The 20,201-nt window shown below is 33.8% G+C and carries 19 protein-coding genes; 12 read left to right on the top strand and 7 right to left on the bottom strand.

Annotated elements, in window-relative coordinates; all coding sequences use genetic code 11:
* Positions 1 to 4 precede the first annotated feature (4 nt).
* Together JM83_RS14445 and JM83_RS14440 are read right to left on the bottom strand one after the other, a co-directional pair.
* Entirely contained in the window at positions 5 to 838 is an 834-nt protein-coding gene (locus tag JM83_RS14445) for a GLPGLI family protein (protein WP_144962856.1), read from the bottom strand.
* A gap of 62 nt (positions 839 to 900) precedes the next feature.
* A complete protein-coding gene (locus tag JM83_RS14440; protein ID WP_144962855.1) occupies positions 901 to 1,107 on the bottom strand; it encodes a hypothetical protein in 207 nt (68 codons plus the stop codon).
* Between the two features lie 1,459 nt (positions 1,108 to 2,566).
* On the opposite strand from JM83_RS14440, the gene JM83_RS14435 reads away from it, so the two are divergent.
* From JM83_RS14435 to JM83_RS14410, 6 genes are all read left to right on the top strand, one after another.
* Positions 2,567 to 3,781, top strand: coding sequence for a site-specific integrase (locus tag JM83_RS14435; protein ID WP_144962854.1), 1,215 nt, complete (start codon positions 2,567 to 2,569; stop codon positions 3,779 to 3,781).
* A 1,694-nt stretch (positions 3,782 to 5,475) separates the two neighbouring features.
* Positions 5,476 to 5,916, top strand: coding sequence for a protease complex subunit PrcB family protein (locus JM83_RS14430; RefSeq protein WP_144962853.1), 441 nt, complete (start codon positions 5,476 to 5,478; stop codon positions 5,914 to 5,916).
* Positions 5,917 to 6,099: 183 nt separating this feature from the next.
* A complete protein-coding gene (locus JM83_RS14425) occupies positions 6,100 to 6,642 on the top strand; it encodes a hypothetical protein (RefSeq protein WP_144960847.1) in 543 nt (180 codons plus the stop codon).
* Position 6,643: 1 nt separating this feature from the next.
* Positions 6,644 to 8,104 carry a hypothetical protein gene (locus JM83_RS14420; protein WP_144960845.1) on the top strand — a complete coding sequence of 487 codons (1,461 nt, stop codon included), beginning with the start codon at positions 6,644 to 6,646 and terminating at the stop codon, positions 8,102 to 8,104.
* A gap of 235 nt (positions 8,105 to 8,339) precedes the next feature.
* A complete protein-coding gene (locus JM83_RS14415; protein ID WP_144960829.1) occupies positions 8,340 to 8,639 on the top strand; it encodes a type II toxin-antitoxin system RelE/ParE family toxin in 300 nt (99 codons plus the stop codon).
* Between the two features lie 5 nt (positions 8,640 to 8,644).
* Positions 8,645 to 8,932, top strand: coding sequence for an addiction module antidote protein (locus JM83_RS14410; RefSeq protein ID WP_144960827.1), 288 nt, complete (start codon positions 8,645 to 8,647; stop codon positions 8,930 to 8,932).
* A gap of 927 nt (positions 8,933 to 9,859) precedes the next feature.
* On the opposite strand, the gene tnpA is transcribed toward JM83_RS14410, so the two are convergent.
* The gene (tnpA, locus tag JM83_RS14405) at positions 9,860 to 10,300 is read right to left on the bottom strand and encodes an IS200/IS605 family transposase (RefSeq protein ID WP_144962852.1); all 441 of its coding nucleotides are present in this window, start codon (positions 10,298 to 10,300) and stop codon (positions 9,860 to 9,862) included.
* A gap of 94 nt (positions 10,301 to 10,394) precedes the next feature.
* Here tnpA and JM83_RS14400 point away from each other — a divergent pair, with 94 nt between their 5' ends.
* From JM83_RS14400 to JM83_RS14390, 3 genes are all read left to right on the top strand, one after another.
* On the top strand, positions 10,395 to 10,655 hold the full coding sequence (locus JM83_RS14400) for a UPF0175 family protein (protein WP_144962851.1): 261 nt from the start codon (positions 10,395 to 10,397) through the stop codon (positions 10,653 to 10,655).
* 2 nt (positions 10,656 to 10,657) lie between these two features.
* The gene (locus tag JM83_RS14395) at positions 10,658 to 11,158 is read left to right on the top strand and encodes a DUF3368 domain-containing protein (protein WP_144962850.1); all 501 of its coding nucleotides are present in this window, start codon (positions 10,658 to 10,660) and stop codon (positions 11,156 to 11,158) included.
* Positions 11,159 to 11,328: 170 nt separating this feature from the next.
* Complete coding sequence (locus JM83_RS14390) at positions 11,329 to 13,167, top strand: ATP-dependent nuclease (RefSeq protein ID WP_144962849.1); 1,839 nt, start codon at positions 11,329 to 11,331, stop codon at positions 13,165 to 13,167.
* Positions 13,168 to 13,261: 94 nt separating this feature from the next.
* On the opposite strand, the gene ltrA (JM83_RS14385) is transcribed toward JM83_RS14390, so the two are convergent.
* Both ltrA (JM83_RS14385) and JM83_RS19555 read right to left on the bottom strand, forming a co-directional pair.
* Positions 13,262 to 14,521 carry a group II intron reverse transcriptase/maturase gene (gene ltrA, locus JM83_RS14385; protein ID WP_144960768.1) on the bottom strand — a complete coding sequence of 420 codons (1,260 nt, stop codon included), beginning with the start codon at positions 14,519 to 14,521 and terminating at the stop codon, positions 13,262 to 13,264.
* A 41-nt stretch (positions 14,522 to 14,562) separates the two neighbouring features.
* Positions 14,563 to 14,688: a hypothetical protein gene (locus tag JM83_RS19555; protein ID WP_261376330.1), complete on the bottom strand. Its 126-nt coding sequence runs from the start codon at positions 14,686 to 14,688 to the stop codon at positions 14,563 to 14,565.
* 952 nt (positions 14,689 to 15,640) lie between these two features.
* Here JM83_RS19555 and JM83_RS14380 point away from each other — a divergent pair.
* The 3 genes from JM83_RS14380 (at position 15,641) to JM83_RS14370 (ending at position 18,041) form a co-directional block, all read left to right on the top strand.
* On the top strand, positions 15,641 to 16,393 hold the full coding sequence (locus JM83_RS14380; RefSeq protein WP_144962848.1) for a CPBP family intramembrane glutamic endopeptidase: 753 nt from the start codon (positions 15,641 to 15,643) through the stop codon (positions 16,391 to 16,393).
* A gap of 289 nt (positions 16,394 to 16,682) precedes the next feature.
* A complete protein-coding gene (locus JM83_RS14375) occupies positions 16,683 to 17,537 on the top strand; it encodes a helix-turn-helix domain-containing protein (protein ID WP_144962847.1) in 855 nt (284 codons plus the stop codon).
* 72 nt (positions 17,538 to 17,609) lie between these two features.
* Positions 17,610 to 18,041: an SRPBCC family protein gene (locus JM83_RS14370; RefSeq protein WP_144962846.1), complete on the top strand. Its 432-nt coding sequence runs from the start codon at positions 17,610 to 17,612 to the stop codon at positions 18,039 to 18,041.
* An 89-nt stretch (positions 18,042 to 18,130) separates the two neighbouring features.
* On the opposite strand, the gene ltrA (JM83_RS14365) is transcribed toward JM83_RS14370, so the two are convergent.
* Together ltrA (JM83_RS14365) and JM83_RS19550 are read right to left on the bottom strand one after the other, a co-directional pair.
* Positions 18,131 to 19,390: a group II intron reverse transcriptase/maturase gene (gene ltrA / locus JM83_RS14365; protein WP_144960768.1), complete on the bottom strand. Its 1,260-nt coding sequence runs from the start codon at positions 19,388 to 19,390 to the stop codon at positions 18,131 to 18,133.
* A gap of 41 nt (positions 19,391 to 19,431) precedes the next feature.
* Positions 19,432 to 19,557 (bottom strand): hypothetical protein, encoded by a 126-nt coding sequence (locus JM83_RS19550; protein WP_261376330.1) that lies wholly within the window; start codon positions 19,555 to 19,557, stop codon positions 19,432 to 19,434.
* Between the last annotated feature and the right edge of the window lie 644 nt (positions 19,558 to 20,201).

The raw sequence follows: 20,201 nt of genomic DNA, 5'->3' as shown, positions 1-20,201 counted from the left end.
TACTTTATTCAAGTTCGATAGGATTATTTTGATTTTTAAGTTCTTCCAAATGCTCTTTTTGCATTCTTTGTCGTTCCCCTGAAGGAAAAGAAAACGACATTCCTGTTCTCTCTAACGCTGCTATAGGATCTATATCGTACTCTTTTTTTACTCTTTTGAACCTTTCTTTGGTGGTTGAAATATATGCTTTTTCATTGAATGAAATCGAGATAGGAATTTCTAATTTTTGCAATTTTAATAGTTCAAAACTATAGTGATTTTTATTGTCACTGATCTTCAGAATTAATCCTGGTAAGCCGTTGAATTTATAAGGACCATCAGAAATTGGAATTTCAGATGTAAACCAAGCTGTGTAGTTCCTGCCTGCATAATATGTAGTAGCTTTTTGAACTTTGTAGCTATTTATTTTTTTTGTATCAGCATCAATATTCCATTTTATTTTATCTAAATCTTCAATATATTTAAAATTATCTTTAACTATTTTTCTGGTAAAAGATAATTTTCCCTCGGGAATTCTTTTATATATATAGTAATCGAAACTGGTGGGAGGTATCTGCGATTGAATTTTAGCATAATTAGCTTGGCTTTTACTTTTTCTATCGATGCTGTTCATTAAAGAATCTCCTATGGCCTTTCCTGCACTTGAAAATCTAGATATATTGTTTCCAATATAAAGTACCATTTCCTCTGATTCTACTCTTTGAATATTTGTAGAATCAATTTGATATGTCATTAAATAAGTGATTTTGTATTCTAAGTTATCTGTTACTTTTTCGCTGTTTTGTGACCAACAGCATGATAATGCAAAAAAAGTGAATAAAGGAATTAAATGTCTCATCAATATCTATAGTTTAATAATGATAGGCAGTTTAAACTGCCTATCATTAATTTGTTTAAAAATTAATTACCACACCAGTAATTTTCTGCCCAGGCTGCATTTCTAGCCAGTTCGTAAATTGTACCACCACATACATCACCTGATGGTCCACATGATGTAGTCAAAGTTGTACAATACCTAATAGGAGCGTCGTCTATTTCTGTGTGATTAGCATTTCCAGCAAAAGAAATTGAAAATACAAAAGCAAATACAAAAAATAAATTTTTCATAATGATAATTTTAAGATTATAAATATTTTTTTAATGTCTGCGAAGAATGCTACATTTGCAGCATATTCCTCTGGTTGGTTAAATAATATGTTACATAGGCAGATTATTTAAGAGATTAATAATTAAGCAATATTAAGAACTCCCCAATCAGGGGTTTTTTATTTTATAGAATAAGATTAATTAAAAAATTAAGGATTTGAAGTAGGGTGTAAATCCTTAAAAATTAAATATATAGAAAAATTTTATAAAATCAATCTTTTCGATTAAAGAAATTTCTTACAGAGTTGAAAAGTTTTTCACTGAATTTATGTAGTTTGTGCTGTATTACTGCATTTAAGCATTCCACAGAACAATATAAAATAAATTTATCAGACGAATTACTTTTCTTTTTCCCCTTGCAACCCCCGGGCGCAAAGCAAGATTGTCATGACAATGACACATCTTGCTTTGCTAATTTGAATCGTCAATAGTTAATAATGGCAACGGCTAATCTATACAGCTAACCACACTATAAATTCTAACATTAATTTTAGTAAAATTAACTTTAAAAGCATTTTTTAATAAATATTGTCGCAAAAATGAACCTATTTATAGGAGTTTTAAAGCCATTTGTCGCAAATTCAATAAAATAGCATAAGATTAAATAGTGTAAATAACTTAATATCAATTAATTAGGAATATGTAACATCGCATCGCGTGTTACCCTCTTGCTATTCCTAATTTCATTTTTAACCAAAATAAAAACGGAATACTAATTGAAAAAATAACCTCACGGTGCTCCATACAATTTACTTTTTTTATCCTGAGCACTTTCCTTTTTTTTGATTAGCTTAAAAATTTTCTGATAGTAGGTTCTCCTTAACTATTTTATCAATTTACTTCTTCCAGTGCCTTCGCTACTACCTTTTTTTGATGCTGTTCCTTTCAAGATTTAGAATTAGGAAAGGACTTATAAAAGGGCAAAGCATGAAGCCCGGCTTATGCAGTCCGGCTAACTTCTAAATCTTGTCCATTTGCATCAACTAAAAAAAGTAGTAGGAAAATGGAAAATTAGTTTTTAGGAAAGTCTATTTTAAAGAAAATCATATCTTTATAGCACAAAGACGATCAAATAATATGAAAGCTCTTTGTTTTATGAAGTTTGGTGAATCATTCGGTGAAACATCAAATTGATTTTCAGTGAAAGTACTGTGGATAGGGCGTTTGTTCTTGAATAAATTATCCTGCCACCCCGACTTTTAATGTTTTAAATGACATTAAATAATACCTAAACAAATGATTTTCAATACTTTAATAGAATTGAGGATCATTTGTTTTTATTTAAAACCATCCTTAAAGTGACCTAATCGGTCACCTGTTCGGTTACCTTTTTTTTTCTTAACTTCAAGTATCCTACTGGACTTTTCAAAGTGATTTGATTTTCGTTTATCTCATTTTTTAACTTTTAAAAGAGAAGGCAATGGAAACAAAAATCACATTCACTATCCTATTTTGGCTCAATATCACAAAATCAAAAAACGGAGCCGCCCCTATCTATGTTAGGGTAACGGTAAATGGTCGGCGAGCGGAGATCAGTTTAAAACGGAGTTGTCCTGTTAATTCCTGGGACAACGATTCCCATCGAATTAGAGGGCGAAAGGCAGAAAAATCCTCGATCAATGCCTATTTGGATAGGACTTATTCTAGATTGCTGGATTGTCAGGAAGCACTCCAAAGAGAAAATAAGCTTGTAACCGCCAAAGCCATTAAAGCACGTTTTTTAGGTTTGGATGATAAGAGTAAAACCCTCCTTGATATACTCGATTATCACAACGAACATATGAAAGATGTTCTAAAGCCCGGTACTTTAAAGAACTATACCACCACAGAACGCTATCTAAAAGATTACCTTAAAAAGGAAGTCAAAACTTCCAATACTTATCTTAAAGATCTGTCATATGGATTTGTGATCAACTTCGAAAATTTTCTACGACGAAAGAAGGATAAAAATGGAAAGTCTCAATTGACCAATAATGGAATCATGAAGCATATGGAACGATTCAAGAAACTCCTGAACCTCGCCATAAAATTAGAATGGATGCCAAATAATCCATTCCGAGAGTATAAGATGAAATTCAAAAAGTTTGACAGGGCATTCTTAAGCAGGTTGGAGCTTCAAAAACTGGAAGAAACTATATTTACCAGTACCACATTGGAAAAGACTAAGGACATCTTTCTATTCGCTTGCTATACTGGCTTATCTTATGTAGATGTAAAGAAACTTTCAAAAAACCATTTGGTGAAAGGTATTGATGGACGGGACTGGATACACTGTATTCGGGAAAAGAGCCAGACTCCTATGAAAATACCGCTTTTAGAAAAAGCCAAAACAATATTGAATAAATATTCTACCTATAATAATTTAGGGTTTTTACTGCCTATATTTTCCAACCAGAAAACCAATAAGTACCTTAAGGATATTGCCAGCCAGTGTGGTATTCATAAAAAGCTGAGCTTTCATGTTGCCAGGCATACCTTTGCCACAACTGTAACGCTCTCCAATGGCGTACCTATAGAAACAGTTTCTAAATTACTGGGACATACTAAATTTTCGACTACCCAGATTTACGCACGGGTAGTTGAACAAAAGATTGGAGAGGATATGGATAAACTTCAATTAAAATTAGGAGGGTAATCCTGAATAAAAAAAAAGTAGTTTTTCTAAAGAAGGGGAAATACGCTGTTACTTGTATATTCCCCTTCAATTTCACTTACAGGTACACCCGTGGGTGAAATTATAATTCTCCAAAAAAAGAGAGAAAAATGCAGGGATCTTAGCTCCTTTATAAAAAGAATGTGAATATACTAATTTGAAATCATATAGACAATGTGTGGAAATGAATTCTTCAAGAACCAGTAATCATTATTATTAAAGCCCCTTTCGTTATATATTAAATGATAAAATAATATTAACCTGCGTTTATCCCGTAACGTTTTGGAATAAATAAGTATATTACTGCTGATATAACACGTTGTAAAAAATAACAACAGAGAGATTTTTACTAAAAAAAAAGTAAACGGAAAAATTTATAGTGAAGTACGAAAACTGACAATTTGCTCAACTATTCTAAATCGGACTTTAAGAAGAAAAAAATCTACTCCGATTTAGAAAAAAATAAAAATCTATTAATGATAATTTCTCGGTAAATAGCGGACAAAAAACGCTGACTATATAAAAAGAAAAATCAGACTTTGCAAAAAATTTAAAAGAATAAAAAAAAGAAAGTTTTTGGATAATTGACAAAAATCACTCCGATTATTTAAAAGGAAAATCCAGCTCTAAAACAAAAAGTTCTATTGAATAAATTGAGTAAAAAAGAAAAAGAAAAAAGAGAGTTTTGAACTAAGAAACCGACTCTTACTCAGTCCCAAAAAGGGTGAAAAACGAGAAAGATAATTTTAAAGTTTAGGGAAAAAGAATTTCCAAAAAAGCGAAAATGTTTTAGTAAACTATCAGTGAAAACCACAAAATTCGAACTAAATGGAGTAGATTTTCAAAACAAAATTAATAGTGTTGTTACATTTTACAACAACGGTTCATCGCAAATAACGGGTAGTTTGCTAAAAATAGTTATTTTAGAGACCAATTATTAAAACAACTAAGCCGACAAATCCGCGTCCTTAATCCCGCAACTTGCGATAACCGGGACCGTTGCAAAGCATTACTCAGAATGAAAAACGTGAAAAAATAACGGCAAATCTGAATGAAAAAACCACTCTTTCGCAACTGTTGCGCTGACTTTTTTAAGATTTTAGAAAAAACAAAAAACCACTCAACCGCAAGTTGTACGGAAAAGTTTAAATGACAAAAAATGTGAAAATTGGAGACCTTTAAAACCAGTACGCGGATCCTTACGAAAAGGAGGAAATTTGAATTGATATGAAGAACAAAAAATCGATGATTTTTAAATGCAGAACGCTGAATTTCTTACTCGGGCGTGAAAAATGTAAATTTTAATGCCTTTAGATTTTTAAATCTGACTTTCTATGAAACCTAAAAAATGACCAAAAGAATTTAAAACAAAAGAATTTAAACGGAATCTTACTCAAACGTGAAAAATTGATTTGAGATTCAGAAAAGATCAAAAACAAAAAAAAGGCATTCAACAAAATAACATGTTCCGAGGATCGTAACGCTATGCAACATCGTTTAACAGCAAATAGCGGGCATTCTTCTGAAAAGTGTTATTTTAGAGACCAAGTAAAAAACAACAAAGCCGACAAGAAAGCGTCCCTACTCCACGCCACTTGCGTTAAACAAGACCGTTGTAGCAAATTTTGCACGAAGGAGATTAGAAATTAATATATTAATTACAAAATTATGAGATTATGGATATTAAAAAAATGACAATAATTTTATGTTCAATATTTCTGTTTAATGGTTGCTCTAAAGATGAAAACCCTGATGGAATTTCTTATGAAATAATTAAAAAAAATAGTTTAAGTTATTCAGAGGATCCAAAAATTGAAAAACAGTTTATCGTATTTAAAACTGAGAATGAATGGTTGAATTTCATTCCACAAATTGAAAGAGTAAATCCCAATCAAGCAGAAAGTTTAAAAAATTTAAATTTCGACTTTACTAATAATGACTTAATAATTGTAATCGGAGAATTTTATAATTATTGTTGTAGCGAAATCTCAATTAAAAGAATTTATGAAAAGGATAATGACATAGTTGTAGATTTTGAAGAAAGCGGACCAAGGGGCTTCACAGCACTTAGTCAAGCATATCTGATTTTAAAAATCCAAAAGACAACTAAAAAATAATGTTGGCGTTTACAAAACTTGCAACAACATCGTTTAACAGCAAATAGCGGGCATTCTGCTGAAAAGTGTTATTTTAGAGACCAAGTAATAAACAACTAAGCCGACAAAAACGAGTCCTTACCCCACGCCACTTGCGTTAAACAAGACCGTTGGCATTCATTGTTTAGAAAAATACAGATCATTATGAATTTAGAATCCGGGAATTATATTGAATTATACAATCCCTTAAAATATAATTTTTTTCCAGTACGCATTTTAGAATCGGATTCTAACAGGATAAAGGTAAAAATATTATCTACCGAAAAAGATCGATATTTCGACAATTATTATCTAGATCAATTTGGTTTTCGTATACCATTTATTTCTGAAAAATTAATAAATTATTGCGGTTTTAATAGAATTGATAAAAGCCCAATATTTAATAACAAAGATTATGATCTCTCAATTATTGAATGTTATCAGGGAAAAATAGATAGAAATCAATTTTTAAGAACTCTGGATATTGAAACTCGGTTTTTAGGATTTAAGATTTTAGAAAAAAATAAAGAAGAAGAATTTATAGAAATTTTGAAAAAACTACCATTTAATTGCGATTTTAAATCTTTTCAAAAAGAAAATAAATTAATTAATAGTGGAAACGCAAATATTCTTTTCAAAAAGTTAAATGAATTTGGGATTAATGACATCAACACCGATAAAATAATTTTGGAATCTAAATCCGAATAATATGAAGCAAGCGAAAATCACATTTATATTATTAACAGTTGCCATATTGGTTTTTAGTTGTAATAACAATCGTACTTCCAAAGACAAAACTTTGAATCAAAATATTACGAGTATTAAGTTACCCTCCACAAATTCTGATAAGGGAATTATAAAAAATTTGGAAAGTGGATGCTCTTATAATGAAGATAGCAAAGGTGATGAGATCGAGATTTATTTAGCAGATAAGAAAGAAATTGATGTAATTCAAAATATAACTTCATTTTCTGGTATTCCATTAAATTTTAAAATTTACCAAGCAGATATTGAAAATGCTGTAGCAACCATAATTAATAACGAAAGATTTATACTTTACGATAAACGACTTCTAGATTTTGCCGATTCAGAAACAAATTCCTATTGGAGTTCAATATCAATCTTGGCTCATGAAATTGGTCATCATTTATCTGGTCATACATTAAAAGAGTTGGAAGATAGTCACAAGGCAGAATTAGAAGCAGATAATTTTTCTGGTTTTGTTTTATATAAAATGGGAGCTTCACTAGATCAAGCAACTAAGGCTATTAAAAAACTTGGATCAAACGTAGAATCAGCAAGTCATCCTAAAAAGGAAGATAGAATCCGCGCAATCAAAGAAGGTTGGGAAAAAGCATATAATTTAGATTACAAATCTGCTATTCCTCCACCTTTAAGCGAAAATCCTAATGATTTTTACGAGTATACAATGGATATGCTATATAACCAAGAAAATTTAGAGTTCTATTCCAGAATCTCAGATGGTTATGATTTTATGTATGGAGTTATAACCGATTCAAATTTAGAAGATCAAATGGTGGAAAATGTTGTTATGGAAATAATAAAAACTGGTAAGAAATGGGAAACTAATTATGGGAGTTTAAATGGCAAGAGAATAAAATTTAATCTAGATTATGGTTATGGTCCAAATATGTGTAGTGCTTGTATGCGACAATTACCTGAATTATTAAAGGCTGGTCGCAGAGTAAAATTTGCTTTTGATGAAGGTCGACCAGATGGGGGAAGTTCATTAAATGGAGTATTCTTCTTATCATATGTTAAAGCAGTTGAACAAGAAGAAATTGATTTCTATTTGCGAAACAGTAATAATCTAGGTTTCAAGAAAGTTATTGAAGATTTCCTTTTAGCAGAGGAAAATCGAAGTTTTGAAAAAATAAATCAATACTACTCTAGTAATCTAAAAAGATATTGGAACACTAATTATCCAACTTCTAAAGAACTCTATACACAATACCAAAACGCTTGGAGCAATACTAAATTTGCTCAAAATATCATTCAAAAAATTCAAATAGTTAATCCTACCACATATATTCTCTACACCAATTTTAGATTTTTTGATCTTAAAGCTGGCACGTATAAAGACATTAAAAGTGAAGTGAAATTTGTATTTAACAAAGAGGGTAAAATTGTTGAAATATATGGAGTATAGAAAAACAACGAAATGCCAACATCGTATAACAGCAAATAGCGGGTATTCTGCTGAAAAGTGTTATTTTAGGGATCAAGTAAAAAACAACAAAGCCGACAAAAACGTGTCCGTACCCACGCCACTTGCGTTATACAAGACCGTTGTGGTGCATTATTCAGCATGTTCAGAAAACCTAATTAAATTTTATTCATTCAAAAAAATAATGTAAATTTGTATCCAAGTAGATACAATATTTATGTTCTTTATTGAAAAAACAATTGAATTTGATAAATGGCTGAGAAAGCTAAAAGACTTAAAAGCTAAATCAAAAATCTTATTCAGAATTCAAAAAATAGAAAATGACGAGCATTTTGGCGATTGCAAACCTGTAGGCGATGGAATAAGAGAAATGCGTGTGAATTTTGCGAAAGGATATCGTGTTTATTTCAAAGAAAAGGACGGTAAAATAATTGTTTTGCTAATTGGTGGAGATAAGTCATCTCAAGAAAATGATATAAAGAAAGCAAAAGAAATCTGGAAAAAACTAAACAAATAGAAAATATGGGAACTTCAAAATTTGACATTGCAGATTATTTAGACAGCAAGGAGATGATCGCTGAATATCTCAATACTGTTTTAGAAGAAGGAGATAATGCAGATGTAATTAATGCAATCGGTCATATTGCAAAGGCGATTGGGATGACTAAAATATCAGAACAAACAGGATTGAGCAGGCCAAGTTTATACAAAGCTTTATCAGATGGAGCAAAACCTCAATTTGCAACAATAATGAAAGTTTTAAAAGCGATTGGAGGACAAATTCAGGTCAACCCAAAAATGTCTGCTTAATAAATAACGCACCACAACATCGTTTAACAGCAAATAGCGGGCAGATTGCTGAAAAGCGTTATTTTAGAGAGCAAAAAGAAAACAACAAAGCCGACAAAAACGTGTCCCCATTCCACGCCACTTGCGTTAAACAAGACCGTTGTAATTCATGGCTCAGAATGAAAATACGCAAAAAAAATAACGGCAAATCTGAATTTAAAAACCGATCATTCGCAACTGTTACGCTGACTTTTTTAAGATTTTAGTTAAAACAAAAAACACTCATGCTTAATTTTTATGGAAAATTAAAAAGAACGAAAAATGTGAAAATTGGATGCTCTTAAAATCAGTCCGCGGATTTTGATTAGATAAAAAATAAATGAAAAGAAGAAGAAATACTCGAGAATTTTTAAAATCTGTACGCAAACTTTTACTCGGGCGTAAAAAAAAATAAAAATAGATGCCTCCAGCTTATTATTCCGACTTTTACTCAAGCATGAAAAATGGAAAAAATGAATACCTTTAGATTTACAATTCTGACATTAACCAAGACGTGAAAAATGACAAAAATAAGTAAGAACAAAAAAATTAAAAAACTGGGTCTTGCTCGGACGTGAAAAATAAAATCAAAATTCAGAAAAGAACAAAATGACTTAAAAAGGCTGGCGACAAAACAACATATTCCGAGGATCGCCACGAAATACAACATCGTTTAACAGCAAATAGCGGGCATTCTAGTGAAAAGTGTTATTTTAGAGACCAAGGAAAAAACAACAAAGCCGACAAGTTCGCGTCCTTACCCCACGCCACTTGCGTTAAACAAGACCGTTAGGCTTTATATGTAAAAATCATTCAACTATAAACAAATTGAATTGAAAAAAGAGTAAAAATCACACCTTCTTAGAAGGTGGCTTTGGATAGCCCCCATAGGGGGCGGCAAGGCGATGGTCAGAAATCAAATCTTTGTTGCTGCTCCTCAACCCGCTTTTCTTCTTTCTCTTGGAACTTGACGTATTTTTTAATCATTTCCTCATCCAGTCCAACTGTGCTCACAAAATAACCTCGAGACCAAAAATGATTGCCCCAATAGGGTTTCTTTTTCAATTTCGGGTAACTCTTAAAAAGTTTTATTGCAATCTTCCCTTTCAATGTACCCATCAATTTTGAAATAGAAACTTTGGGGGGAACAGACACCAGCAAGTGAACATGGTCTTCTTGAACGTTCAGCTCCTCAACTTCACAACTTTTCCATTCACAAAGCATTCTTATATCTTGCTCGACCAATTCCTTCACCGCGCCCTTCAATATCCGGAGGCGATATTTTGGAACCCAAACAATATGATAGTCACATTTATAAACAACGTGACTAAGTTTCTTATATTTACCCATAGTGCAAATATAAGGCACAGCCATCAGAACATTACCACCTGCAAAGCAGGTGGATTTTTAAGGTAAATTAAATTTGAAAATAAACCTTGAAAAGATGAATTATCAAACCATATCTGTAGATTTTCCGTACGATATTCTTTTGGCGTTGAATGAATCAGAAAATGATTTAAAAAAACGTATTAAAATAATGTTGGCCATTCAATTATATAAAATTCAAAAATTGACCATTGGTAAAGCCGCTCAACTTTCTGGACTTTCTCGATTAGAATTTGAGACTGAACTTTCCAAAAATAAAATTTCAATATCTAGCTTGACAGAAAAAGACGTACTAAAAGATATTGAAAAATTAAAATAGAAATGAAAAACGGACTTGTAATTGCCGATGCAGGGCCTATTTTTTCCCTTGCCATTATTGATAAGCTGGAGATTTTAAATAGTTTGTTCGATGAAATCAAAATACCAAATGCAGTTTGGGAAGAAATAACTTTAAAGAAAAACACCGAATATTATAAGGAAATCAAAAGTTTTTTTGAACTAAAAGTTGTCAAAATATCCAGTTTCAACGAATTGACTTTTATAATGGATTATGGAGAATCGGAATCATTAATCCTTTATAAAGAACTGAATGCTCAATTTCTTCTAATAGATGATAAAAAAGCACGGACAATAGCTGAAAATTTCAATATTGAGTGTATTGGAACTTTAGGTTTGTTATCAATAGCAAAATCTAAAGGATTGTTAGATAATTTAAGACCTTTATTTGTAAAGTTTATCCAGAGCAATAGATATTATTCTATAAAATTATTGAACAAATTACTAGAGAATCACAAAGAGCAGAAGATAACATACAAAGCATAACATCGTTTAACAGCAAATAGCGGGTATTTGAACAAAAAGTAATATTTTAGAGACCAAGGAAAAAACAACAAAGCCGACAAGTTCGCGTCCCCATTCCACGCCACTTGCGTTAAACAAGACCGTTATGCTTCACCTAAAAAAAATTCGAACTTCAAATTGAAAATAAACATATGATTTTAAAAAAACTTGGTATAACTAATTTCAAAGGGATAAATGGAACAGCGAATATTAACTTTGAATTATTCAATGCTATTGTAGGACAAAATGACGCAGGGAAATCTACCATTTTATTAGCAATTGATACAGTCCTAAATAATAGAACGCTTATTCTTTCGGATTTTAATGTTTCATCTCAAGACACAGAATTAGTTATTGAATTAATGTTTGATTGTCAAAATGAAGAATACAAACTTGGTGAAGAAATATTTACAAATATCGAAAATGAAGAATTGACTAATGAAGATAATCTATTAGTTTGGAAAAAAATTTGGAAAATAAATGGACAGAATATTTCTAAACCAAAAACTTATATCATTAGAAAGAAATATGAAGGTGCTAATGATTTTATTTTCAAAACAGAAGCCCAATTAATTGCTCAATGTGTAGCAAATGGAATAGAAACATCAAAAGGTAATGGGCAAGATTACAACAATGTAGAAAAACGAGAAAAATTAAGAGATTACAATCAAACTAACAATATAGAATTTGAATATGAAACAATAGAAATCCCAAGTGCGGGAACTACTAAAATAAAAGCTATAGGGGATTCTATAAAAAGAAATTTACCCTCATTTCAATATTTCAAAGCCGACACGTCTCTTTCTGATACTGACAATGCTATTCAAAAATACTTTAAGGATATGGCTTTTAATCTCATTAAAGAGAAAGTCGATACAGATTTAATTGAAACAACTGTACGGACTCAATTAGAAGGAGTATTAGAAAAAGTAACGGATAAAATAAATGATGTGGTGAAATCAACGGAAAAAGTTGAACCTAAAATATCATTTGACTGGAGTAAATTAATCAACACTTCTTTCATAACCACTTCTTCGGGAGATGAAATCCCATTGAGTTCTAGAGGAGATGGATTTAGAAGAATTACTATGATGTCCTATTTTGAGTATTTAGCAGAATCAGACAAAAAAGATGAAAGTCAGAAAATCATATTTGGATTTGAAGAACCTGAAACTTTCTTACATCCTTCTGCACAAGAAAATCTTTTTGATAAACTAAACTCATTATCTACCAATGGATACCAAGTAATAACTTCAACACATTCACCAACAATTGTTGGAAACACTAAGCGTGAAAACATTATTCACATTTCAAATCCAGAATATATATATACTGTAAACCAAACCGATGTTAATTACAAACACTTGGCAATCGATTTAGGCATAAAGCCAGATAATACATTTACACCATTGTTTTCAACTTCAAGACTTTTATTTCTTGTAGAAGGAATAAGTGACGTGGTTGCTATGCATCATCAGGCAAGGATATACAAGCAAAATAATCTTATAGATAATACTTTTGATGAACTAAACATCAACATTATACCAATTGGAGGTTGCGGAGAAGTAAAACATTGGGTTAATCTTGACCTTTTTACAAAACTTGGAAAACCATTTTTTATATTATTAGATAGTGATAAGGAAAATTTGACTCAAGTTTCTCCGAATCTAACTGCGTTGGTTAAATATGGATTAATAGAAAATACAGATTTTCAAATTACTAAAAAACGCTTATTAGAAAATTATATTCATCCAACTGCATTAGAAAGACTTGTCCCGGGAAGCAACCTAGCGTATGGGGATTTTGAACATGCTAAAAACCTATGTAAAAGCCACCCTGACACAACAATAAGAGCGAGACTTGGAGGAAAAAGTGTAGCTGAAAAGCATTACCCGAATTTGACCTTGAAAGAATTAAAAATGACTTGGGATGATGGAAACGAAGATGAGTTTTTGAATTTATATCGAACTATAGAAGATAAATTAAACTAGTAAAAAGTCGAGTAGGTAAAGGGGAATTGCACCCCTAAACCTCTCTCAGAACCGTACGTGATGCTCTCACATCATACGGCTCTTCTTAACAAGTCTAAGGCGTAAAACCATATTGCCAATGCACAAATAGATTGGGAAACTGCTTGGCAGTCTCCTGTAACCATTTGTAGGCAAAGAACCAATGTTTACGCCTAAATCGCCGATATTTGTTGCGTACCCATTTAGCCAGTCGCATATTCAAAAAGCGGAACACATAATGTAGTTCGCTCATTCGCACCTTGCCGTAATAATGAATCCACCCTCGTACTTTGTTCGCTATAATGCCTGCCAAATCGGGCAGGCGCAAGTGAACCATACGGTGCAGTTTCATCTTGAACAAGGTTTGATTGATTCGCTTTTGACTTTGGCGGCTGATGGCGGGCGTGAAACCCAAATGAAAGTTCCCGTAGTAGCCCTTTACCATTCTTGGTTTGAATGTAAAACCTAAAAAACTGAAGGTTACATAGTGGACCTTGAACGGTGGGTGCTTCTTTTGGTTGCGCTTGCAATAAACAATATTGCTCTTGCCTTTCTTTATCTGCAACTTGCATTGCTCAAATCTGGCTTTTACCGCTTCCAAAGTCCGCAGGGCTTGTTTGAAGTTTGCACAATGGATGATAATATCATCTGCATATCGTTCAAACTTTACTTCGGGATGGTGCTGTTCAATCCATTTGTCAAAAACAACGTCTAGGAAAATGTTTGCCAATAATGGGCTTATAACACCTCCCTGTGGTGTGCCTTTGCTACGGGGATGAACACTCCCATCTTTCTTTTGGACACTGGCTTTTAACCAACGTGTCACGTACAAGTGAATGTGCTTCTCTTTGGTAAAGTGACCCAATGCTTTGAGCATTAAATCGTGGTCTATCTCATCAAAAAAACTCTTGATGTCCAAATCTATTGCCCAATCCATCGCCATACAGTTTTCCCTGCATTGCTTTATGGCTTGGTGCGCCGATTTGTTCGGTCGATAGCCAAAGGAACTTTTGCTGAACCGCTTATCTGCAAGCTGCTCCAGCTCCTCTCTAATTACCATTTGAGCCGTTCGGTCTTGTACCGTCGGGATGCCCAGTTTCCGTATCCTGCCATCTGCTTTGGGTATTTCTACTTCGCGAACGGGCTTGGGAAAGTAACTTCCACTCGCTAACCTGTTCCATACGGGATAAAGGTATTTCATAGGGCGAGCGGACACTTCGGAAATCGATACTTTATCGACACCCGATGCACCCTTGTTACTGCGTACCTTCTTAAAGGCTTCCATTACCTGTCGCTTATCTATCGGTTGCGACTTTTGTTTCTCTTTGAAAATCATCCTAATCTACATTAGTTGTAATACAAGTTAAAACTGTTAAGTCAGCCCCTTCGCTCCCATCCCATTACAGGATGCTCATCGCTACTACGGGATAATCCGTCACTAATGGCACGTATGGCTAATTTCTTCCTTGCCCTTCGGGGTTGTGGAATTTTCGCACCTGCCATTAGCTTCTCCTGTTCCGTAATTGAGCCGTAAGTAAAGCTCCTGCCCTCTTTATGCCGATTGCCACTTGACCAGTAAATAGGTTACTCCCGTCAAGTCCTGTCTCTCGGGACCGCCCATCCCTCGATTTTGACAATACTAAAGTTGTTTACGACACTTCTACAAGGGTTCACTCACATCTCGTTCAGCTTCTTTACCCCCACCATAGCAAACTACATTACCCTACAAGTGGCAGTAGCGCCTTTGACCTTATCGCTCAAGACCAACCCGTGAAAGGTAAGCCCCATAAGGCGGTTTGACCGGTATGCCTAAACATCCCAGCCGAGAGACCAATCCCCAAAACCTTCTTGCGTGTTTCCACCCGAAACAAATGCCGGGGTCGTTTCCAGAAAATTATGAGACTCTCATCTCAATTACAGTTTTGTTGCTCCTCAATTTTACTTAAATTGTATCCCGAAGCAACACAGGACACACAACGTTGGGTAACATCGGTTAAGCGCAAATAGCGGGCAGTTTGCTGAAAAGTTTTATTTTAGAGACCAAGTAAAAAACAACAAAGCCGACAAGTTCGCGTCCTAATTCCACGCCACTTGCGTTAAACAAGACCGTTGTAAACAAGAACTACTGAATAATTTTTGTCTTTTAAGAAAAAAAACAGGCGACAATTATAAAACTTAGAAAGAATGATAATTAACATAAAAATGAGGTATTATTTTTTAGGTAAAAGTTCACAAAAGTAAATCTGTTCAAATTAAATACAGACTTGAAAAATTTAAAAAAGAAAAATCTTAGGTTACTTTCGTTAACAACAACGCTATGGCAAACAGTGAGAAGGCTGAAAATTATTATTTTAGAGACCAAATATGTTAATCAACTAAACCAATAAATCTTCATCCCTACTCCCGCAATTAGCATTAATCAAGCATCGAGAAAACCGAAAATTTAGAATAAATTATGGACAATGAATTAAAACCCATATGGAGTAAAATTTTCAATTTCAACTGGAAATTTGGATTTTTTTTAATTCTTCTATTATGTATTCCTCGTATTATTTTGGTCTTGCACGGTAACGTAATAGGCAATATGCAATATGTAGGAATAACTATGCTTATTATGGCTATCGCACCGTTCGTGTTTTTAAGTAAGTACGGCAGAAAGAAAATCGGTATTAAAAAACCATCGAATAATCGTTGGTTAATTATTGCTTTTTTAATTGGTATTGTTTTTAGCATTTTACTTTACTTCGTTGGAGAAACGTTTTACGGTAATTCTTACGAAAATTGGTACAACTATATTGGGAAATCTTATAATATTCCTCAAACAATCGACGAGAAGAGTAAGCTTATAATGTTCGGTATTTCAGCCTTAATTGCAATGACATTTAGCCCGATTGGAGAAGAACTTTTTTTCAGAGGAATAGTCCATTCAAGTTTTGCAAATTCCTTGGGTAACAGAAAGGCATCTTTAATAGATAGTTTAGCATTTGCTACTGTACATATTTCACATTTTGGATTAGTCTTTCACAATCAAAAATGGGAATTCCTTTTCGTACCAACTCTGATATGGGTTTTAAGTATGTTTATCGTAAGTATTTTATTTTACGTTTGCAGAAAACGTTCAGGTTCGATTTTAGGAGCAATAATATGTCATTTGGCTTTCAATTTGGGAATGACTTACTGTATCTTCTATCCAATAATCACGAATTAAAACTTCCACTAAAAATGTATCATTATTTAGGACTATTTAAGAAAAATAATAATTTGGGAAATCAAGATTTGTACTAATAATTTGTAGTTTCAAAAACGTAATTAGAACTGTAGTTCCTGTTAACAACATCGTTTAACAGCAAATAGCGGGTATTATTGTGAAAAGTGTTATTTTAGAGACCAATTAACAAACAACAAATCCGACAAGAAATCGTCCCTACTCCACGCCACTTGCGTTAAACAAGACCGTTAGTAGCAAGTTAAAAAAAACCTTACTATTACACTATTACATGATTATTCATAACAAAACTTTTTCACTTCTGAATAAAGAGGTATTCAGTAAGATAACTTTAAAAGCTCCTTTTGAAGTTAATAATAAAATGAATAATGAGGCTTGTCTTTCATATGTAATTAGTGGGCAACAAGAAACGATATCCTCAATAAATCGAATAACAACCAATCAAGGAGAAGCTGTCTTAGAGAAATGTGGTAATTACTTAACCAAAATAAAAAACACAACTCAGGATTCCTATTCTGAATTAATTACCATTCATTTTCATCCAGAAACTTTAAAGTTGATTTATGATGATAAGATTCCTGATCTATTTAAAAATGCTAACAACAGAAACCCAAAATCTAACGCAACAAAAATCAAAGGAAATACATTACTACTAAAATACTTTGATAGCTTATTGTTTTATTTTGACAATGACGAATTAGTAGATAATGAATTACTAATTATTAAATTAAAAGAATTAATGCACCTTCTTCTCAAAACTCAAGAAGAAGACACAGTTTTAGATATACTAGCCAACTTATTCACTCCTGATAAATATTCATTTAAAGAGATTGTTACTTCTCATCTTTATCTTCAAACAGATATAAATGAACTCGCTAAGGTCTGTGCTTTAAGTCGCTCTACTTTTCTCAGAAGGTTTAAAGAGGAATATAATCAAACCCCCGCAAATTATTTTAGAAATAAAAAATTAGAAAAGGCCGCTGAATTAATCAGACTTTCTAATAACCCAATTAGTACTGTTTGCTTTGATGTTGGATTTAATAATACTTCACATTTCACTAGGCTATTCCAATCTAAATATAAAATTTCTCCAAAACATTATCGATTGAAACACTTGGTCAAGTAAATGGATTAAACAGAAAACTATTTACGAATTTACTTTTTAATCTTTGCACTATTAATAACTAAAATAGAAAAAATGATTAAAACAGAACAACAAGTAACGCTTACAATTGATGTAAATCCAGAAGATGCATGGAAAATTATTGGTTCAGTAAAAAATGTAGACAAATGGTTTCCTGAAATGATAAAAACTTGTGAATTAAAAGGAAATACTCGAATTTGCGGAACAGAACAAGGAGATATTATCGAAGAAGTTTTGAAAATTGACAACGAAAATAAGGAATTCAAATACGCATTTATCAAACAAAACATGGTTCCTGACATTGATGATTTGATAGGCAGTATGAAAGTTTTAACTGATGAAAAAGGGAAAACCGTAGTTAATTGGAAGTGGACTTTTCATGCAAAAGACATAGAAAGTGCTAATCAAGCAAAAGAAGCATTTAAAGGAGCTGGAAATATGGGAATCAAAGGAATTGAATCCTATGCAAAAGAGCTAAACAAATAAAGTCGAGTAGGTAAAGGGGAATTGCACCCCTAAACCTCTCTCAGAACCGTACGTGATGCTCTCACATCATACGGCTCTTCTTAACAAGTCTAAGGCGTAAAACCATATTGCCAATGCACAAATAGATTGGGAAACTGCTTGGCAGTCTCCTGTAACCATTTGTAGGCAAAGAACCAATGTTTACGCCTAAATCGCCGATATTTGTTGCGTACCCATTTAGCCAGTCGCATATTCAAAAAGCGGAACACATAATGTAGTTCGCTCATTCGCACCTTGCCGTAATAATGAATCCACCCTCGTACTTTGTTCGCTATAATGCCTGCCAAATCGGGCAGGCGCAAGTGAACCATACGGTGCAGTTTCATCTTGAACAAGGTTTGATTGATTCGCTTTTGACTTTGGCGGCTGATGGCGGGCGTGAAACCCAAATGAAAGTTCCCGTAGTAGCCCTTTACCATTCTTGGTTTGAATGTAAAACCTAAAAAACTGAAGGTTACATAGTGGACCTTGAACGGTGGGTGCTTCTTTTGGTTGCGCTTGCAATAAACAATATTGCTCTTGCCTTTCTTTATCTGCAACTTGCATTGCTCAAATCTGGCTTTTACCGCTTCCAAAGTCCGCAGGGCTTGTTTGAAGTTTGCACAATGGATGATAATATCATCTGCATATCGTTCAAACTTTACTTCGGGATGGTGCTGTTCAATCCATTTGTCAAAAACAACGTCTAGGAAAATGTTTGCCAATAATGGGCTTATAACACCTCCCTGTGGTGTGCCTTTGCTACGGGGATGAACACTCCCATCTTTCTTTTGGACACTGGCTTTTAACCAACGTGTCACGTACAAGTGAATGTGCTTCTCTTTGGTAAAGTGACCCAATGCTTTGAGCATTAAATCGTGGTCTATCTCATCAAAAAAACTCTTGATGTCCAAATCTATTGCCCAATCCATCGCCATACAGTTTTCCCTGCATTGCTTTATGGCTTGGTGCGCCGATTTGTTCGGTCGATAGCCAAAGGAACTTTTGCTGAACCGCTTATCTGCAAGCTGCTCCAGCTCCTCTCTAATTACCATTTGAGCCGTTCGGTCTTGTACCGTCGGGATGCCCAGTTTCCGTATCCTGCCATCTGCTTTGGGTATTTCTACTTCGCGAACGGGCTTGGGAAAGTAACTTCCACTCGCTAACCTGTTCCATACGGGATAAAGGTATTTCATAGGGCGAGCGGACACTTCGGAAATCGATACTTTATCGACACCCGATGCACCCTTGTTACTGCGTACCTTCTTAAAGGCTTCCATTACCTGTCGCTTATCTATCGGTTGCGACTTTTGTTTCTCTTTGAAAATCATCCTAATCTACATTAGTTGTAATACAAGTTAAAACTGTTAAGTCAGCCCCTTCGCTCCCATCCCATTACAGGATGCTCATCGCTACTACGGGATAATCCGTCACTAATGGCACGTATGGCTAATTTCTTCCTTGCCCTTCGGGGTTGTGGAATTTTCGCACCTGCCATTAGCTTCTCCTGTTCCGTAATTGAGCCGTAAGTAAAGCTCCTGCCCTCTTTATGCCGATTGCCACTTGACCAGTAAATAGGTTACTCCCGTCAAGTCCTGTCTCTCGGGACCGCCCATCCCTCGATTTTGACAATACTAAAGTTGTTTACGACACTTCTACAAGGGTTCACTCACATCTCGTTCAGCTTCTTTACCCCCACCATAGCAAACTACATTACCCTACAAGTGGCAGTAGCGCCTTTGACCTTATCGCTCAAGACCAACCCGTGAAAGGTAAGCCCCATAAGGCGGTTTGACCGGTATGCCTAAACATCCCAGCCGAGAGACCAATCCCCAAAATCTTCTTGCGTGTTTCCACCCGAAACAAATGCCGGGGTCGTTTCCAGAAAATTATGAGACTCTCATCTCAATTACAGTTTTGTTGCTCCTCAATTTTACTTAAATTGTATCCCGAAGCAACACAGGACACACAACGCCACATAACATCGTTTAACAGCAAATAGCGGGCAGTTTGATGAAAAGTGCTATTTTAGAGACCAAGTAAAAAAGAACAAAGCCGACAAGAACGTGACCTTACCCCACGCCACTTGCGTTAAACAAGACCGTCAGACTGTCTAAAAACCCCTTGCTTTCTTAATAACTA

The organism is Gillisia sp. Hel_I_86 (assembly GCF_007827275.1).
In the GTDB taxonomy this organism is placed as follows: domain Bacteria; phylum Bacteroidota; class Bacteroidia; order Flavobacteriales; family Flavobacteriaceae; genus Gillisia.
The sequence above is the reverse complement of the archived record's forward strand: the minus strand, read 5'-3'. Positions and strand labels throughout refer to the sequence as shown.

What these genes read in the sequence shown, in the direction of transcription:
- JM83_RS14445 (WP_144962856.1), bottom strand. Translation starts at nt 838, where the DNA reads ATGAGACATTTAATTCCTTTATTCACTTTTTTTGCATTATCATGCTGT.
- JM83_RS14440 (WP_144962855.1), bottom strand. Translation starts at nt 1,107, where the DNA reads ATGAAAAATTTATTTTTTGTATTTGCTTTTGTATTTTCAATTTCTTTT.
- JM83_RS14435 (WP_144962854.1), top strand. Translation starts at nt 2,567, where the DNA reads ATGGAAACAAAAATCACATTCACTATCCTATTTTGGCTCAATATCACA.
- JM83_RS14430 (WP_144962853.1), top strand. Translation starts at nt 5,476, where the DNA reads ATGGATATTAAAAAAATGACAATAATTTTATGTTCAATATTTCTGTTT.
- JM83_RS14425 (WP_144960847.1), top strand. Translation starts at nt 6,100, where the DNA reads ATGAATTTAGAATCCGGGAATTATATTGAATTATACAATCCCTTAAAA.
- JM83_RS14420 (WP_144960845.1), top strand. Translation starts at nt 6,644, where the DNA reads ATGAAGCAAGCGAAAATCACATTTATATTATTAACAGTTGCCATATTG.
- JM83_RS14415 (WP_144960829.1), top strand. Translation starts at nt 8,340, where the DNA reads ATGTTCTTTATTGAAAAAACAATTGAATTTGATAAATGGCTGAGAAAG.
- JM83_RS14410 (WP_144960827.1), top strand. Translation starts at nt 8,645, where the DNA reads ATGGGAACTTCAAAATTTGACATTGCAGATTATTTAGACAGCAAGGAG.
- tnpA (WP_144962852.1), bottom strand. Translation starts at nt 10,300, where the DNA reads ATGGGTAAATATAAGAAACTTAGTCACGTTGTTTATAAATGTGACTAT.
- JM83_RS14400 (WP_144962851.1), top strand. Translation starts at nt 10,395, where the DNA reads ATGAATTATCAAACCATATCTGTAGATTTTCCGTACGATATTCTTTTG.
- JM83_RS14395 (WP_144962850.1), top strand. Translation starts at nt 10,658, where the DNA reads ATGAAAAACGGACTTGTAATTGCCGATGCAGGGCCTATTTTTTCCCTT.
- JM83_RS14390 (WP_144962849.1), top strand. Translation starts at nt 11,329, where the DNA reads ATGATTTTAAAAAAACTTGGTATAACTAATTTCAAAGGGATAAATGGA.
- ltrA (WP_144960768.1), bottom strand. Translation starts at nt 14,521, where the DNA reads ATGATTTTCAAAGAGAAACAAAAGTCGCAACCGATAGATAAGCGACAG.
- JM83_RS19555 (WP_261376330.1), bottom strand. Translation starts at nt 14,688, where the DNA reads ATGGCAGGTGCGAAAATTCCACAACCCCGAAGGGCAAGGAAGAAATTA.
- JM83_RS14380 (WP_144962848.1), top strand. Translation starts at nt 15,641, where the DNA reads ATGGACAATGAATTAAAACCCATATGGAGTAAAATTTTCAATTTCAAC.
- JM83_RS14375 (WP_144962847.1), top strand. Translation starts at nt 16,683, where the DNA reads ATGATTATTCATAACAAAACTTTTTCACTTCTGAATAAAGAGGTATTC.
- JM83_RS14370 (WP_144962846.1), top strand. Translation starts at nt 17,610, where the DNA reads ATGATTAAAACAGAACAACAAGTAACGCTTACAATTGATGTAAATCCA.
- ltrA (WP_144960768.1), bottom strand. Translation starts at nt 19,390, where the DNA reads ATGATTTTCAAAGAGAAACAAAAGTCGCAACCGATAGATAAGCGACAG.
- JM83_RS19550 (WP_261376330.1), bottom strand. Translation starts at nt 19,557, where the DNA reads ATGGCAGGTGCGAAAATTCCACAACCCCGAAGGGCAAGGAAGAAATTA.